The 14470-nt window shown below is 70.3% G+C and carries 16 protein-coding genes and 1 pseudogene; 9 read left to right on the top strand and 8 right to left on the bottom strand.

The annotated features are described in order from the left end of the window. Positions 1-78 precede the first annotated feature (78 nt). From V4Y03_RS18325 to V4Y03_RS18345, 5 genes and pseudogenes are all read right to left on the bottom strand, one after another. Positions 79-765 (bottom strand): hypothetical protein, encoded by a 687-nt coding sequence (locus V4Y03_RS18325; protein ID WP_332435594.1) that lies wholly within the window; start codon positions 763-765, stop codon positions 79-81. Between the two features lie 29 nt (positions 766-794). After that, positions 795-1760, bottom strand: a complete 966-nt coding sequence (locus tag V4Y03_RS18330; protein WP_332435595.1) for a hypothetical protein — start codon at positions 1758-1760, stop codon at positions 795-797. Beyond that, positions 1757-2398, bottom strand: coding sequence for an HNH endonuclease (locus V4Y03_RS18335; RefSeq protein WP_332437216.1), 642 nt, complete (start codon positions 2396-2398; stop codon positions 1757-1759). The genes V4Y03_RS18330 and V4Y03_RS18335 overlap by 4 nt, the downstream gene beginning before the upstream one ends. Then, positions 2399-2638, bottom strand: a pseudogene (locus tag V4Y03_RS18340) (aminoglycoside phosphotransferase family protein); the annotation flags it as partial. A gap of 179 nt (positions 2639-2817) precedes the next feature. Further along, the gene (locus V4Y03_RS18345) at positions 2818-3354 is read right to left on the bottom strand and encodes a hypothetical protein (protein ID WP_332435596.1); all 537 of its coding nucleotides are present in this window, start codon (positions 3352-3354) and stop codon (positions 2818-2820) included. Positions 3355-3529: 175 nt separating this feature from the next. Between V4Y03_RS18345 and V4Y03_RS18350 the strand changes: the two genes are divergently transcribed. Both V4Y03_RS18350 and V4Y03_RS18355 read left to right on the top strand, forming a co-directional pair. After that, on the top strand, positions 3530-3649 hold the full coding sequence (locus tag V4Y03_RS18350; protein ID WP_332437217.1) for a bifunctional DNA primase/polymerase: 120 nt from the start codon (positions 3530-3532) through the stop codon (positions 3647-3649). A 1089-nt stretch (positions 3650-4738) separates the two neighbouring features. Then, positions 4739-5224, top strand: a complete 486-nt coding sequence (locus tag V4Y03_RS18355) for a GNAT family N-acetyltransferase (protein ID WP_332435597.1) — start codon at positions 4739-4741, stop codon at positions 5222-5224. Between the two features lie 56 nt (positions 5225-5280). On the opposite strand, the gene V4Y03_RS18360 is transcribed toward V4Y03_RS18355, so the two are convergent. Beyond that, positions 5281-5433: a hypothetical protein gene (locus V4Y03_RS18360; RefSeq protein WP_317873247.1), complete on the bottom strand. Its 153-nt coding sequence runs from the start codon at positions 5431-5433 to the stop codon at positions 5281-5283. Between the two features lie 133 nt (positions 5434-5566). Next, on the bottom strand, positions 5567-6247 hold the full coding sequence (gene phoU / locus V4Y03_RS18365) for a phosphate signaling complex protein PhoU (protein ID WP_317873246.1): 681 nt from the start codon (positions 6245-6247) through the stop codon (positions 5567-5569). A 264-nt stretch (positions 6248-6511) separates the two neighbouring features. On the opposite strand from phoU, the gene V4Y03_RS18370 reads away from it, so the two are divergent. Then, positions 6512-7741 carry a sensor histidine kinase gene (locus V4Y03_RS18370; protein WP_317873245.1) on the top strand — a complete coding sequence of 410 codons (1230 nt, stop codon included), beginning with the start codon at positions 6512-6514 and terminating at the stop codon, positions 7739-7741. Further along, entirely contained in the window at positions 7738-8418 is a 681-nt protein-coding gene (locus tag V4Y03_RS18375; protein ID WP_015035162.1) for a response regulator transcription factor, read from the top strand. The genes V4Y03_RS18370 and V4Y03_RS18375 overlap by 4 nt, the downstream gene beginning before the upstream one ends. Before the next feature lie 117 nt (positions 8419-8535). Here the strand turns inward: V4Y03_RS18375 and V4Y03_RS18380 are convergent, their stop codons facing one another. Further along, the gene (locus tag V4Y03_RS18380; RefSeq protein WP_332435598.1) at positions 8536-9168 is read right to left on the bottom strand and encodes a DUF461 domain-containing protein; all 633 of its coding nucleotides are present in this window, start codon (positions 9166-9168) and stop codon (positions 8536-8538) included. Positions 9169-9796: 628 nt separating this feature from the next. Here V4Y03_RS18380 and V4Y03_RS18385 point away from each other — a divergent pair. The 5 genes from V4Y03_RS18385 (at position 9797) to rlmB (ending at position 14419) form a co-directional block, all read left to right on the top strand. Then, positions 9797-10279 carry a CarD family transcriptional regulator gene (locus V4Y03_RS18385; protein ID WP_003953493.1) on the top strand — a complete coding sequence of 161 codons (483 nt, stop codon included), beginning with the start codon at positions 9797-9799 and terminating at the stop codon, positions 10277-10279. A gap of 319 nt (positions 10280-10598) precedes the next feature. Then, a complete protein-coding gene (gene ispD / locus V4Y03_RS18390) occupies positions 10599-11348 on the top strand; it encodes a 2-C-methyl-D-erythritol 4-phosphate cytidylyltransferase (RefSeq protein WP_317873243.1) in 750 nt (249 codons plus the stop codon). After that, positions 11338-11838, top strand: a complete 501-nt coding sequence (gene ispF, locus V4Y03_RS18395; RefSeq protein WP_332435599.1) for a 2-C-methyl-D-erythritol 2,4-cyclodiphosphate synthase — start codon at positions 11338-11340, stop codon at positions 11836-11838. Before ispD ends, ispF begins: the two co-directional genes overlap by 11 nt. 124 nt (positions 11839-11962) lie before the next feature. Then, the gene (gene cysS, locus V4Y03_RS18400; protein ID WP_332435600.1) at positions 11963-13363 is read left to right on the top strand and encodes a cysteine--tRNA ligase; all 1401 of its coding nucleotides are present in this window, start codon (positions 11963-11965) and stop codon (positions 13361-13363) included. A 99-nt stretch (positions 13364-13462) separates the two neighbouring features. Continuing rightward, complete coding sequence (rlmB, locus tag V4Y03_RS18405; protein ID WP_317873240.1) at positions 13463-14419, top strand: 23S rRNA (guanosine(2251)-2'-O)-methyltransferase RlmB; 957 nt, start codon at positions 13463-13465, stop codon at positions 14417-14419. The last annotated feature ends 51 nt before the right edge of the window (positions 14420-14470 follow it).

Consider the following 14470-nt stretch of genomic DNA (forward strand, 5'->3'; position numbering starts at 1 on the left):
TGCGGACACCGGACGGCTCTAGCGTCCGCAGCTCCGTGCCGTGTCCGGGCCGCTGATGGGCGGCCCGGTCCGGCGGTGTCACTCCTGGTCAGGGACCCTGTGGCCCTGCCCGTTCGGGGGAACATCGGGCCAGAGAGGGCCGGTCGGGGGTGCGGACGCTGCGGACGCTGTCTCCTTGGGGAGGTCGGTCCGGGCGAGCACGAGGAGCTTGTGGCGGTGCCGGTCCCGGCTACGTTGCGTGTCGTCCACGGTGATGCCGACCGACCGTAGGAGCGGGGCGATGCGCTTGACCTTCCCGCTCGCGCGGGTGGCGTCCTTGGGCCAGGTGGGCGGCCGGATGCCGCCCGGGGGCTGGACGTGCTCCAGGAGCTGTGCGGCGGTCCCGGTCCACGTGCCGCACTGCTCGACCAGGGCGACGACGGCGGAGCCGAACGGGTCGCCTTCCAGGGCGTCTCCGGCGACGTTCGCGGACGCGGCGAGGTAGTCGTCCAGGGTGTTCCACTCCATGACCTGGTCGACGGCAGCCAGGACGCGGGCGAAGTCGGCCATGCGGGGCAGGGAGTCCAGTCGCACGTTCGGCAGGGCAGCGAGGACGGAGGCGAGGAGATCGAAGAGTGCGCCGAGGACGGCGGGCCGCACGGCCTCGAACGCGGTCGCCAGTTCTTCCTCCGTCCGACGCCGCTCCGGCTCGATCAACTGGAGGTCGAGCATGAGCAGCCGTTCCGCGAGGTCTCCGGCGAGCGCGCCGGCGTCGATGGTGGTCATGGCCAGCACCCGGCGGAAGGACACCACCATCACGTCTCGTCGCTGTACAGGGCCCGGTCAACGAACCCGTCGCCCGTCACGGCCTTGCACAGGGTGTCCGACAGCCACGGCGGGATCACGGAGATGTTGTCCAGGCACAGGGCCCAGGAGTTGAACGCCTGCGTCGACCACGCTTTGAGGTCCCGTGGCGCGGACCGCTTAGCCGCGGGGGAAGGGTCGACCAGGTTCACCACCATCTGCGCGGCGGCCGACTTCCCCGTGCCCTGCTCGCCCTTGAACGTTAGGACCGGGTGCGGGATGTTCGGCATCCACGCGGCGATGAGCCAGGCCACGAGCCGCCGGAACGCCGACTCGTCCATGTTGAACATGCTGTGGAGCATGGCCAGCCCGTCCCCTTCGAGGATCGGGGTGGGCATGGGCGACATGGCCCCGGAGCGCCGGAACAGCAGCGGCGAGCGCGGCACGACCTGCCAGCCCCCGGCGGATACCGTGACGGCGCGGCCGTCGGCGGCACCCAGGTCGACCACGATCGTGCCCAGGTCGTCCTGACCGGCCCGCAGATGCACCGGTACCGGGTCGTCGTCCTCCGCGATGCCCTCCAGCACCGTCATCGCGTCCGCCAGCGCCGGCTGAGAGGCCACGTCGCCGTCAAACGTCTCGGCGTACAGGCGGGCCAGCCGCTGCCTCACCCCGGAGCGCCCCTTGAACGGCAGCACGAGGTTCGGGCCGTCAACCGCGACCGCGTAGGGGCGACCATCCGTCGACATGACGAACCGGTACCGCTCCCGGGCCAGGGCGACCAGCCGCACGGCGGCCGACGGCTTCTTCCCGCCGTCGTCGGCCGGGGGCTTGTTCACGGCCTTGCGCCGAGTGTTCACGGCGGCCCGGCCGGTGTTCACGGGTGCCGGGTCGGTGTTCACGGGTGCCGGGTCGGTCGACCGGTCGGGGTCGATCGGTCGGGCGGTTCCGTTCACCGGCTTGGTGGTGCTGTTCACGCGCTCACCCCTCGATCGGTCGACTGCTCACAGGTGTTCATCCGGGCCGCACGGCGGCGGTGGTCGAGTCGACCGACCCGCGCACGCCGCTCGATCGGTTTGCCGGGTTTTGTCTGGTCAGGGGTAGACCGTGCGGCCGATGAACGGGCGGGAACGATCCGAGCGAGCATCAGCCAGTCGACCTGGTCCGGGCCCAGCTCGATCGGCTCCGGGGCGGCCGACCGGTCGGGCCCGGCGGGCGCTCGATCGGTCGGATCGGCGGTCGGCTGAACACCCGTGAACGCCGGGTCGGCCGACCAGACCAGCAGCAGGGCGAGCGACAGGAACAGCCGGTCGGCCTTGACGTGGTTGCAGGGCTGGCAGGCGAGCACGAGCGCGTTCACGGACCACGTCCGGTGGAGCGAGATCGGCACGACGTGATCCATCGTCGCCTCCCGCAGATCCTTGAACGGGTGGCGGCAGTAGACGCACCGCCACCCGTCGCGGGCCGCGAGCTGCGCCTTGCGGCTCCGACGGCGAGGGGCGTTGAGCCGTGGGGCGGAGTGCAGGCTCACGCAGCACCGCCCCGGTGATGGCGGATCGTGGCGCGGCCGTGGACGGGGCAGACCCGGGAGACGGACACGTCCTCGTCCGCCCACAACCCCGCCGAGCAGTTCACGCCGGGGCAGGGTGAAGCCGGCCGGCTCGGGCAGCGCGTGCACCGCGCGGAGCAGCGGGGCCAGATCACGGGGCTCCGTCGGCCGCACCGCCTCGGGCAGCCGGTGCCAGAGAGTGACCGGATGGCCGTCGACCGAACGGGGCTTCTCCTCGGCGGCCCGGACGGCCGGCACACCCGCCTCGGCGAGCCAGCCGGCGAGCGCCAGCTCCCGCCCGCGCCTGAGGGAAAGCGGCTACGTGGGAGCGCGGGGCGTCTGGGGTTGGCTTTGTTCATGAGAATGGACAGCAGATGTTCACCACTCCAGGAGGCGGCAGGCGCACCGAAGGATTCGAACAGGGCGTGAGTCGAACTCGATCTCCGACGACCACAACGGCCCAGTTCGAGATCATGCTGGTTGACTCATGAGGGCTGAGGCGGCGAGAGCTGCCATCGGCCCGAGTGACCGGGCGGCAGTCCCATGTCGCGCCGGATCGCCGTGTAGTACTTCTCCCGAGCCATTCGCTGCTTCTCGATCTGCGCCAACCACGTGTCAGCGGTACAGCCAGGAGCACGCAGAAGGTCGGCAACCTCCATTACGGTGAGCGCCCACACGTGCGCAGCCTCTACAACGTCTGGAGAGCCGAGTATCAGCAGCCCTTCTCCGGCTACGGACCGGGAGTCTGCAGCGCCGACCAGCAGGGGAGTTACCTCTGCGGCCGGCAGGGGGTGTGGATAACCGTCGTGGCCGAGATGTGCTGCGACGCGACGATGAAGCGTGACGGTCTTCTTCAGCGTCAGCGCGTAGTCCGTGTAGGCCGCCAGCTGCTGCTCCTGCCGTCGGGCTGCGTGCTCCCGACGGAACCTCGCCCGATCGCCACGCATGACCACCACGTACGAGCCGAAGGCTCCGATCATCACCCCAAGCAGGGCGGGGAGTTGCTTTATGAAGTCTGACATCGCCGCATGGTAGTGCCCCAGAGATCCGAAGACGGCAGCAGTCTCGACTCTTGCTCCGTGCTCCCTCACTGACGAGCAGGCGGAAGCACTCACCATTGCAAAATTCGAACAGAGTCTGGCTGTACCGCCTCCCGGAGAAGTGAACATCTGCTGTCCATTCTCATGAACAAAGCCACTGGGGTGGAAGGTCGACACGCGAGCCTGGGGCGGGTACGTGGTGGCCGCTGGCGGCGTGGTCCACCGCCGGCCGTACGAGGTTCTCAACGCGGTGGACCCGATCCCCCTCCCCACGTAGCTCTCTGACCTCCTCACCCCGCCGCCCGCACCAGCCCCTCTGCCCGTGTCTGCGGTGCGGGCGAGTGCGCACAAGCAAGAGGAGCACCCGGCGCGGGGCGGGGGTGCTCCTCTTGCTTGTGCCGTGACGGCCGAGACGGCGGACGGAGGCGAAGAGCCCACCGCGCGCCGACGCAGCCGCTGGGTCTTCCTCTGGGGAGCGCCGCCAAAGTCGGCCAATGGGGAGAGAACCAGGCTCTCCTGGAGGGCCAGTGTCCGCAGCGTCCGCACACCCTCCCCCCGCTAAGAGGGCTCTGACCTGCGAAAAAGCTCTTAGAAGAGAGTGGATCTTGCGGACGCTGGCGGACGCTATGCATTTTGTTTAGCGTCCGCACTGAAAGCGCAGGTCAGAGGTGGTGCCGAAGAGGCTGTGGACGCTGCGGACGCTGTTTTCTCTCAACTCTCTAGTAAGAGAGAAAGGGAGGCTCTTCAGAGGCGGGCACCGGGGGTGCGCACCGCCGTCGCCCCCGCTCCTGAAGAGCCGTGGCCGGGCGAGGTCGCGTGACCGCCTGCGCCCCGTGTGCGGGCGGAGAGTCCCCGGGCCTTCTACTGGACAGTGGAAAGCTTGCCAGTAGCCAGTAGCGGGCTTGAGCGACGCAGACCGGCGGTGAGCTGGAGCGATTCCACTGTCCAGTAGCCACTGTCCAGTGACCAGTAGAGCCCGTGGGTCGTCAACGGGCTGGCAGCGGCAAGCGCCCGGTCTACTGGGTAGTGGGGTGTCCTACTGGGTAGTGGGGCGACACCCCACTACCCAGTAGCCGCCCGAGGGCAGGCATCCCCTCGGGAGTGGGCGCCCGAGAGTCGTCCGCCCGGGCGGCGCTTCCGCCTCCGGCCCATCCCGTACCGCCCCTGCCACCACCGAGGCTCCCGGCTCCGCCGGTTCGACCGTCGCGCCGGTCGTGAAGAAGCCCGCCACCACAGGTGTCATCAAGCCGGCCGGGAAGAAGTCCTCCGCGCCCAAGGCCAAGCCCAAGCCCCCCGAAACGCGCACAGCAACCAGGCGCCCGATATTCACCAGCCTCCGCCCCGCCGACTCGTTACCGTCCAGCCCATGAGTACGTCACTCCGCCTGGAGCCGATCACCCCCGCGAACGTCGACGCCGCCCTCGCCCTGCGCGTCCACCCCCACCAGGAGCGGAACGTCGCCCCCGTCGCCCGTTCCCTCGCCGAGGCCTACGCCTTCGGTGCCACCGCGTGGCCGCGGCTGATCTTCGACGGCGACCGGCTCGTCGGCTTCCTGATGGCCTTCCTCGACATCCAGTGGAACGAGAAGAAGGACCCCGACGACCGCCGCAGCGGTCTCTGGCGGCTCAACATCTCCGCCGACGCACAGGGCAACGGGTACGGGCGCTTCGCCGTCGACGCCGTCCGCGAGGAACTGCTGCGGCACGGCGAACAGCGGCTGTACGTCACCTGGGAACCCGGCGAGGACGGCCCCTGCGCCTTCTACCACCGGCTCGGTTTCCGCCCGACCGGCGAGACCAGCGGCGACCAGACCGTCGGCGTACTCGACCTGGACGGAGCGCGAGGAGCGTAGGAAGAGCAAAGGGGGTGGGGCGCGGACGAAGCCGCACCCCACCCCCTCGGTTCAGGTCAGCCCGAGCAGCCACCGCACTGGCACGGCGACCCCGACTGGCAGCCGCAGCCGCAGCCCGAGCCGCACCCGCAGGCGCCCAGTACGGGCAGGTGCACCGCCTCGCGCGGTGCCTCCGCCCCGGAGTCGGTCGTCATGGGGGATTCGGCCATGAGGGTCCCTCCCTTTCGAGGCGCACATCGCCTCCCCCCATTGCATGCCCACTCGGACCGGCGCATCAACGGCGCATCGGCGCCCGCGAGCGGCCCTCCTACGGACAGACCCCACGCCCCCGCCGCGACAGGGCTACGCCCCCTCCACCGGCGCGTCCGCGGCCTGGAGCTCGTCCGCGTGCTCGCCCGTCACCAGGTACACGACCCGCTTCGCCACCGACACCGCGTGGTCCGCGAAACGCTCGTAGTAGCGGCCGAGCAGCGTCACGTCGACCGCCGTCTCGATGCCGTGCTTCCAGCGGTCGTCGATCAGGTGCTGGAACAGCGTCCGGTGCAGCAGGTCCATCTCGTCGTCGTCCTGCTCCAGCTGGAGCGCCAGGTCGACGTCCTTCGTGATGATGACCTCCGCCGCCTTCGCCATCAGGCGCTGCGCCAGCTGACCCATCTCCAGGATGGTCGCGTGCAGATCCCGAGGCACCGCCGTCTCGGGGAACCGCAGCCGCGCCAGCTTCGCGACGTGCTGCGCCAGGTCGCCCGAGCGCTCCAGGTCGGCGCTCATGCGCAGCGAGGTCACCACGATGCGCAGGTCCGTCGCCACCGGCTGCTGCCGGGCGAGCAGCGCTATCGCTCGCGCCTCCAGGTCGTGCTGGAGGTCGTCGACCTTCTGGTCCGCGGCGATCACGCTCTCCGCGAGCTTCAGATCCGCGTCGAGCATCGCCGTCGTGGCGCGCCCGATCGCCGACCCGACGAGTCGGGCCATCTCGACCAGGCCCTCGCCGATCGAGTCAAGTTCCTCGTGGTACGCGTCCCGCATGGATGTCCCTCTCTACGCAATGCTCCGGGGTCCGGGTGGGGCTTCGGACCCCCACGCTCCCACGTTCGGCCCTGTACGCGTCGGGTTCCACCCCCACACATGAACCATCTCTTTCCCCTAGGTGAACTCTGGGCTACGCGCGCCACCACCCCTCCCAGGGCAAGTGAACCGGCCCGGTCCTGAGGGTGAACTCTGGGCGACGAGTGTTCGAGCAGCCACTCGGACGGCTGGGAGAGTGTCCTTCGGCCCGCATAACCTTGAGGCATGGACGTGAACGCGGCGGTCGCCGCATTGGCCGCGATCGCCGGAGTGTGCACCGGCGTGATCGCCATGCTGGCGTTCCGCTGGAGCGAACGCGACCAGGCGAGACCCACCCGAACCTCACTGCACACCGACGCCGTGCTCCCGCCCGGCGTCGATACCGTGCTGTCCGTGCTGCGCTCCTCCGCGGTGGTGCTCGACGAGAGCGACTCCGTGGTGAAGGCCAGCTCGGCGGCGTACGCACTCGGCCTGGTCCGGGGCGGGAAGCTGGCCGTGGAGCCGATGCTCAACATGGCCCGCGACACCCGCCGCGACGGGGAGATACGGCAGGTCGAGCTGGATCTCGCCCGGCGCGGCACCGGACGCGGCGAGGCCCTCGCCGTCTCCGCGCGGGTCGCCCCGCTGGGCTCGCGACTCGTGCTGCTGCTGGTCGAGGACCTCACCGAGGCCCGTCGCATCGAAGCGGTACGGCGCGACTTCGTCGCCAATGTGAGCCATGAGCTCAAGACGCCCACGGGGGCGCTCTCCCTGCTCTCCGAGGCGGTCATGGACGCCTCGGACGACCCCGAGGCGGTCACCCGCTTCGCCGGCCGGATGCAGATAGAGGCGACCCGCCTCACCAACCTCGTGCAGGAGCTGATCGACCTCTCCCGCGTGCAGAACGACGACCCGCTGGAGGACTCCGAGCCGGTGTCCGTGGACGAACTGGTCGCCGAGGCGATCGACCGTTCCCGGCACACCGCTTCCACCAAGCAGATCACCATGGTCTCCGGAGGGGACGCCGATCTGCGGGTCTGGGGGAGCCGCGGCCAGCTCGCAGCCGCCCTCGGCAACCTCGTCGAGAACGCGGTCAACTACTCACCGGCCCGTACGCGGGTGGGCATCGCCGCCCGCCATGTGGCCGCCCCGTCCGGCGACCTGATCGAGATAGCCGTCACCGACCAGGGCATCGGCATCCCCGACAAGGACAAGGAGCGCGTCTTCGAGCGCTTCTACCGGGTCGACCCGGCCCGTTCCCGTGCCACCGGCGGTACGGGACTCGGACTGGCCATCGTCAAACACGTGGCCGCCTCCCACGGCGGGGAGGTCACCGTCTGGAGCACCGAGGGTCAGGGCTCCACCTTCACCCTGCGGCTGCCCGAGGCGGGCGCCGTACGGGACCGCCGGCCCGCCTCGTCCCCCACCCCTGATCTCATGACCGAACCGCTTCCTGCCCCGGAGGTCCTTCCGTGACCCGAGTGCTCGTCGTCGAGGATGAGGAATCCTTCAGCGACGCCCTGTCCTACATGCTTCGCAAAGAGGGTTTCGAGGTCGCCGTCGCGGCGACCGGGCCCGACGGCCTCGACGAGTTCGAGCGCAACGGGGCCGACCTCGTCCTCCTCGACCTGATGCTTCCCGGGCTGCCCGGTACCGAGGTGTGCCGTCAGCTGCGCGGCCGCTCGAACGTCCCGGTCATCATGGTGACCGCCAAGGACAGCGAGATCGACAAGGTCGTCGGGCTGGAGATAGGAGCCGACGACTACGTGACGAAGCCCTTCTCCTCGCGGGAGCTGGTCGCCCGCATCCGCGCGGTGCTGCGGCGCCGCGGGGAGCCGGAGGAGGTCACCCCGGCCGCTCTGGAGGCCGGCCCGGTCCGGATGGACGTCGACCGCCACGTGGTGACGGTCGCGGGCGGCAAGGTCGACCTGCCGCTGAAGGAGTTCGACCTCCTGGAGATGCTGCTGCGCAACGCGGGCCGCGTGCTGACCCGTATGCAGCTCATCGACCGGGTGTGGGGCGCGGACTACGTGGGCGACACCAAGACCCTCGATGTCCACGTCAAGCGCCTGCGCGCCAAGATCGAGCCGGACCCGGGCGCCCCGCGCTACCTGGTCACGGTCCGGGGCCTGGGCTACAAGTTCGAGCCGTAGACCCCGGCCGCGAGGTCGAGCCGTAGCGCGGACACGGCTTTTCCGGCCTCGCACGCCACGCATACGTGAAGGGCGCCCTCCCCGGCCGGGGAGGGCGCCCTTCACCTGTACGTACGGTCAGTGACCGGCCGGGTGGCTCGCCTCGCCCGAGGGCTCGCCGGAGGCCTCGGTGCCGTGCTCCGCCCCGCCCGAAGGCGTCGCGGAGGCGGAGGGCCCGGTGCCCGGGGGCGCCGGGATCACGGTCGGGCCGAAGTCCTTGAAGTAGCTCGCGGCCGGGACGACGAAGGCGTTCAGGCTCACGTCGCCGGTCCGGCTCAGCTTGAAGACGACTTCCTGCGCGTCGCCGGCGCGGGCGGACTCGCTGCCGTTCTCGATGATGGCGGAGGCGTTGCCCTCGCCGCCGATGACGACGGAGCCGCCGGCCGGGACGGTGATCGGGCCGGTGCCCTCGGCCGCCGTCAGCTTCACCAGGGCGCGGCTGCCGGGCAGGCGGACGGAGTCGAGGGTCTGCGGCAGGGTGCCGTTGTTGAAGACGGTGGCCGAAACCGCGGCCGGGCCCTTGGCGCCGAGTACGGGCTGGGTGATCACCAGCGCGTTCTGGATCTTGACGTCGTCCACGGTGACGGCGGCGTTGTCCGGCCGGACGCCGAGCGTCTGTGCGTCGTTGCCCGCCCCGCAGGCGGACAGCGCGGCGATGGAGAACACGATGGCGGTGGCGGCGAGGGCGCCGCGTCGAAGGCTGCGGCTCACGGCGGCGGCATCTCCTATGACGTACGGACAGGCTATGGACAGGCTTCGGAACCAAGGTCCGGCTAAAGGTGCGTCAGCGCGCTTAGGTTACCGAGCCCTACTCTCCGTCCCGCACTCGACCCGCCCCTAAGCGACCGCAGGCGTCTCCGGGGCGATCCGGTGGCCGGGCGGCCGGCTCGCCGCGCGTCGGCCGATGTGGCTGGATCACGACCCATTGACCTGTTGTTCACATAAGCGCCTTGATCAATTCGAGGCGCCCCCCGCATTCTCCGGAGCCGTACCTCCGGTAAATCCCGGACCCGGCTCGGCTGATCAATTGCGGAATCACCCCGCGATGCGTCCGTACGGGTGGACGATCCTCGAACGGAGTAGGCGAAGAAGGTCACTCCGAAGCAGACAAACCGGGGCATCGCCCCACCTTCGAGGACCTCCGAGTAGGTGTAGTGTGCGCGTTTCTCTCCGTCCACGCAGCCGCTCCGACCTGCGAATACCGCCTTCCGGAAGCCCTCCGCAGCACGATCGTGTTGCTGTTGTCAAGCCCCGAGATATGCCCTGACCTGCGAAAACGCCATTCAGAAGAAGCAGTATCCGTGTTACCCTGGATAGCCACGGAAGGGGTACCTGTCACATGACGTTCAAGGTTGGCGACACCGTGGTCTATCCCCATCACGGGGCCGCGCTGATCGAGGCCATCGAAACTCGCCAGATCAAAGGCGTGGACAAGACCTACTTGGTGCTCAAGGTCGCGCAGGGCGACCTGACGGTTCGTGTGCCGGCGGACAATGCGGAGTTCGTCGGTGTTCGCGACGTGGTCGGTCAGGACGGGCTGGACCGGGTCTTCGAGGTGCTGCGCGCACCGTACGCAGAAGAGCCGACGAACTGGTCCCGTCGCTACAAGGCAAATCTCGAGAAGCTCGCCTCCGGCGATGTCATCAAGGTCGCCGAAGTAGTCCGCGACCTGTGGCGGCGCGAGCGCGAGCGCGGTCTCTCCGCCGGTGAGAAGCGCATGCTCGCCAAGGCTCGACAGATCCTGGTCAGCGAGCTGGCCCTCGCGGAGAACACGAACGAGGACAAGGCCGAGGCTCTCCTCGACGAGGTCCTCGCGTCCTGAGCGTGCTCTGACGACATCCGAGCGCGCTACCAAGTGAAATGATGCCGTGGTGCCCGTTGGCGCACTGTGATCCACACAGTGCTGCTGCCGGGCGCTGCGGCATATTCATGTACGCATGGTCACGTGCGCGTACGCCACGTACGCGGATGCGTATGCGTACGTCCCCGTCCCGCTCTTGCTCACTCACGTCCGAACCCCTGTGCTTGGGCGTCGACGCCTCGACCGTCGTCACGGAAAGGGCCCGGTCAAGGCTCAGCGTCCGGCACGGTGAGGCCATACCCATGTCGGCCGCGGAAACAAACCTGCCGGAGTGCAACCGATGTCAGACGATGCGCGTCCTCCTCGTACCGCTGTGGTGATCCCGGCGGCCGGACGGGGCGTACGCCTCGGTCCGGGCGCCCCCAAGGCGCTGCGCGCGCTGAACGGCACCCCCATGCTCATCCACGCCGTCCGGGCGATGGCCGCCTCCCGCGCCGTCTCGCTGGTCGTCGTGGTCGCCCCCTCCGACGGTGCCGCCGAGGTCAAGAACCTCCTCGACACCCACGCCCTCCCCGACCGGACCGACTACCTCGTCGTCCCCGGCGGTGACACCCGCCAGGAGTCCGTGCACCTCGGCCTCCAGGCGCTCCCCGAGGGCGTCACCACCGTCCTCGTCCACGACGCGGCCCGCCCCCTCGTCCCCGTCGACACCGTGGACGCCGTCATCGAGGCCGTACGGGACGGGGCCGTCGCCGTCGTCCCCGCGCTGCCCCTCGCGGACACCGTCAAGGAGGTCGAGCCGGCCGAGAGGCCGGGCGACCCCGAGCAGGTCGTCGCGACCCCGGTCCGGGCCCGGCTCCGCGCCGTCCAGACCCCGCAGGGCTTCGACCGCGACACCCTCGTCAACGCCCACGCCACCATCGCCCTCACGGGTGAGGGCGCCACCGACGACGCCGGCATGGTCGAGCGGCTCGGCGCGCCCGTCGTCGTCGTGCCCGGCCACGAAGAGGCCTTCAAGGTGACCCGTCCCCTCGACCTCGTCCTCGCCGAGGCCGTACTCGCCCGCAGGAGGGCCAACGATGGCTTCTGAGCCGATGAATCTCCCCCGTACCGGCATCGGCACCGATGTCCACGCCTTCGAGAAGGGCCGCGAACTCTGGTGCGCCGGCCTCCTCTGGGAGGGCGAGGAGTACGGCCTCGCCGGGCACTCCGACGGCGACGTCGCCGCCCACGCCGCCTGCGACGCCCTGTTCTCCGCCGCCGGTATCGGCGACCTGGGCGCCCACTTCGGCACCTCGCGCCCCGAGTGGTCCGGTGCCTCCGGCGTCACCCTGCTCGCCGAGGCCGCCCGGATCGTCCGCGCCGAGGGGTACGAGATCGGCAACATCGCGGTCCAGGTCATCGGCGTACGCCCCAAGGTCGGCAGGCGGCGCGACGAGGCCCAGAAGGCGCTGGGCGAGGCGGCCGGGGCGCCGGTCTCCGTCTCCGGCACGACCACGGACGGGCTCGGCCTGACGGGTCGCGCCGAGGGTCTCGCGGCGCTCGCGACCGCCCTCGTCTACCGGGTGGATGCCCGTTAGTCCCCGTCCGGGCGCGGCCCGGGGGCCCCTGAAGGGCCGGCAGGCCCCGGTCCCGGGCGAAAAACGTCATCGGAGACGCGGATCGGGTATCGGGGCACTACCACACGCCCACTACCCTGGAGTGGTGACTATTCGCCTGTACGACACCAGCGCCCGGCAGATCCGTGACTTCACCCCGCTCACGCCGGGCTGCGTCTCGATCTACCTCTGTGGCGCCACCGTCCAGGCGGCCCCGCACATCGGGCACATCCGGTCGGGGCTGAACTTCGACATCATGCGCCGCTGGTTCGCGTACCGCGGCTACGACGTCACGTTCATCCGCAACGTCACCGACATCGACGACAAGATCATCACCAAGGGCGGGGACCAGGGCCGTCCCTGGTGGTCCATCGGCTACGAGAACGAGCGCGCGTTCAACTCGGGCTACGAGGCCCTCGGTTGCCTGCCGCCCACCTACGAGCCGCGCGCCACCGGGCACGTCCCCGAGATGATCGAGATGATGCGCGGCCTCATCGAGCGCGGCCACGCGTACGAGGCCGACGGCAGCGTCTACTTCGACGTGCGCTCCTTCCCGGGCTACCTGGAGCTGTCCAACCAGGACATCGACGACCTGCGCCAGCCCTCCGAGGACGGCATCACCGGCAAGCGCGACCCGCGCGACTTCGCGATGTGGAAGGCGACCAAGCCGGGCGAGCCCGACTGGGAGACCCCCTGGGGCCGCGGCCGGCCCGGCTGGCACCTGGAGTGCTCGGCCATGGCCCACAAGTACCTGGGCTCCGCCTTCGACATCCACGGCGGCGGCCTCGACCTGATCTTCCCGCACCACGAGAACGAGATCGCCCAGGCCAAGGCCTTCGGCGACTCCTTCGCGGGGTACTGGGTGCACAACGCCTGGGTCACCATGAGCGGCGAGAAGATGTCGAAGTCGCTCGGCAACAGCGTGCTGGTGTCCGAGATGGTGAAGAACTGGCGCCCGATCGTCCTCCGCTACTACCTGGGCACCCCGCACTACCGCTCGATGATCGAGTACAGCGAGGAGGCCCTGCGCGAGGCCGAGTCGGCGTTCGCCCGTATCGAGGGCTTCGTCCAGCGCGCCACCGAGAAGGCCGGGGCGACCGTCGCCCCCGCCGACGAGGTGCCGCCGGCCTTCGCCGAGGCCATGGACGACGACCTGGGCGTGCCGCACGCGCTCGCGATCATCCACACCACCGTCCGGCAGGGCAACAGCGCCCTCGCCGCGGACGACAAGGACGAGGCCATCGCCCGCCTCGCCGAGGTCCGTGCCATGCTCGGCGTCCTCGGCCTCGACCCGCTCGACCCGCACTGGGCCGAGGAGGCGAGTGGCGGCGAGGAGCTCCACGGCGTCGTCGACACCCTCGTACGGCTCGTGCTCCAGCAGCGCGAGTCGGCCCGCGAGCGGAAGGACTGGGCGACGGCGGACGCGATCCGCGACCAGCTCAACCAGTCCGGGCTGGCCATCGAGGACAGCCCCGACGGCGCCCGCTGGACGCTGGGCAACCGTTAGAAGACGTGCCGCTCGGGCCTCCGGGCGGCACACTTCAGTTACAGACCTACGTACGCGAGTCACCTGACCCTCGTACGCAACACCGAGGATTAGGTAGTCATGGCCGGGAACAGCCAGCGCAGGAACCGTCGCACGTCCAACAAGAAGGGTGCGACGATCGGCAGCGGTGGCCAGCGGCGCAAGGGCCTCGAAGGCAAGGGCCCGACCCCGCCCGCCTCCGCCCGCAAGGGCCACAAGAAGAACCGCGTAGCCAACGCCCAGGCCCGGCAGACCGCCACCCGCCGTCCGGTCGCCCGCCGCGGCGGCAAGGGCACCTCCGAGATGGTCGTCGGCCGCAACCCGGTCTTCGAGGCCCTGCGCGACGGCGTGCCCGCCTCGACGCTGTACGTGCAGCAGTTCATCGACAACGACGAGCGCGTGCGCGAGGCCCTGAACCTCGCCACCGGCCGCGGCAACATCAACATCATGGAGGCGCCGCGCCCCGAGCTCGACCGGATGACGAACGGCCTCAACCACCAGGGCCTCGTCCTCCAGGTCCCGCCGTACGAGTACGCGCACCCCGAGGACCTCGCCGCGACGGCGTACGACCACCACGAGGACCCGCTGATCGTCGCCCTCGACGGCGTCACCGACCCGCGTAACCTCGGCGCCGTCGTCCGCTCCGTCGCCGCCTTCGGCGGTCACGGCGTCGTCGTCCCCGAGCGGCGCGCCGCCGGCATGACCGCCGGTGCGTGGAAGACCTCGGCCGGCACCGCCGCCCGTACGCCGGTCGCCCGCGCCACCAACCTGACCCGCTGCCTGGAGGCGTACCAGAAGGCCGGCATCACCGTCGTCGGCCTCGCCGCCGACGGCGAGCACAAGGTCCACGAGCTGGAGGCGCTGTCCGGCCCGGTCGTCATCGTCGTCGGCTCCGAGGGCAAGGGCCTGTCCCGCCTGGTCGGCGAGACCTGCGACTACCTCGTCCGCATCCCGATGCCGGGCGGCGCCGAGTCGCTGAACGCCGGTGTCGCGGCGGGCGTCGTGCTGTACGAGGCGGCCCGCCGCCGCATGGGCTGACCCGCCGCGACGGGAGCTGACCCGGCCCGACCGGGCTCAGCGCCCGATCCG

Source organism: Streptomyces sp. P9-A4, from assembly GCF_036634195.1.
Classification (GTDB): Bacteria; Actinomycetota; Actinomycetes; order Streptomycetales; family Streptomycetaceae; genus Streptomyces.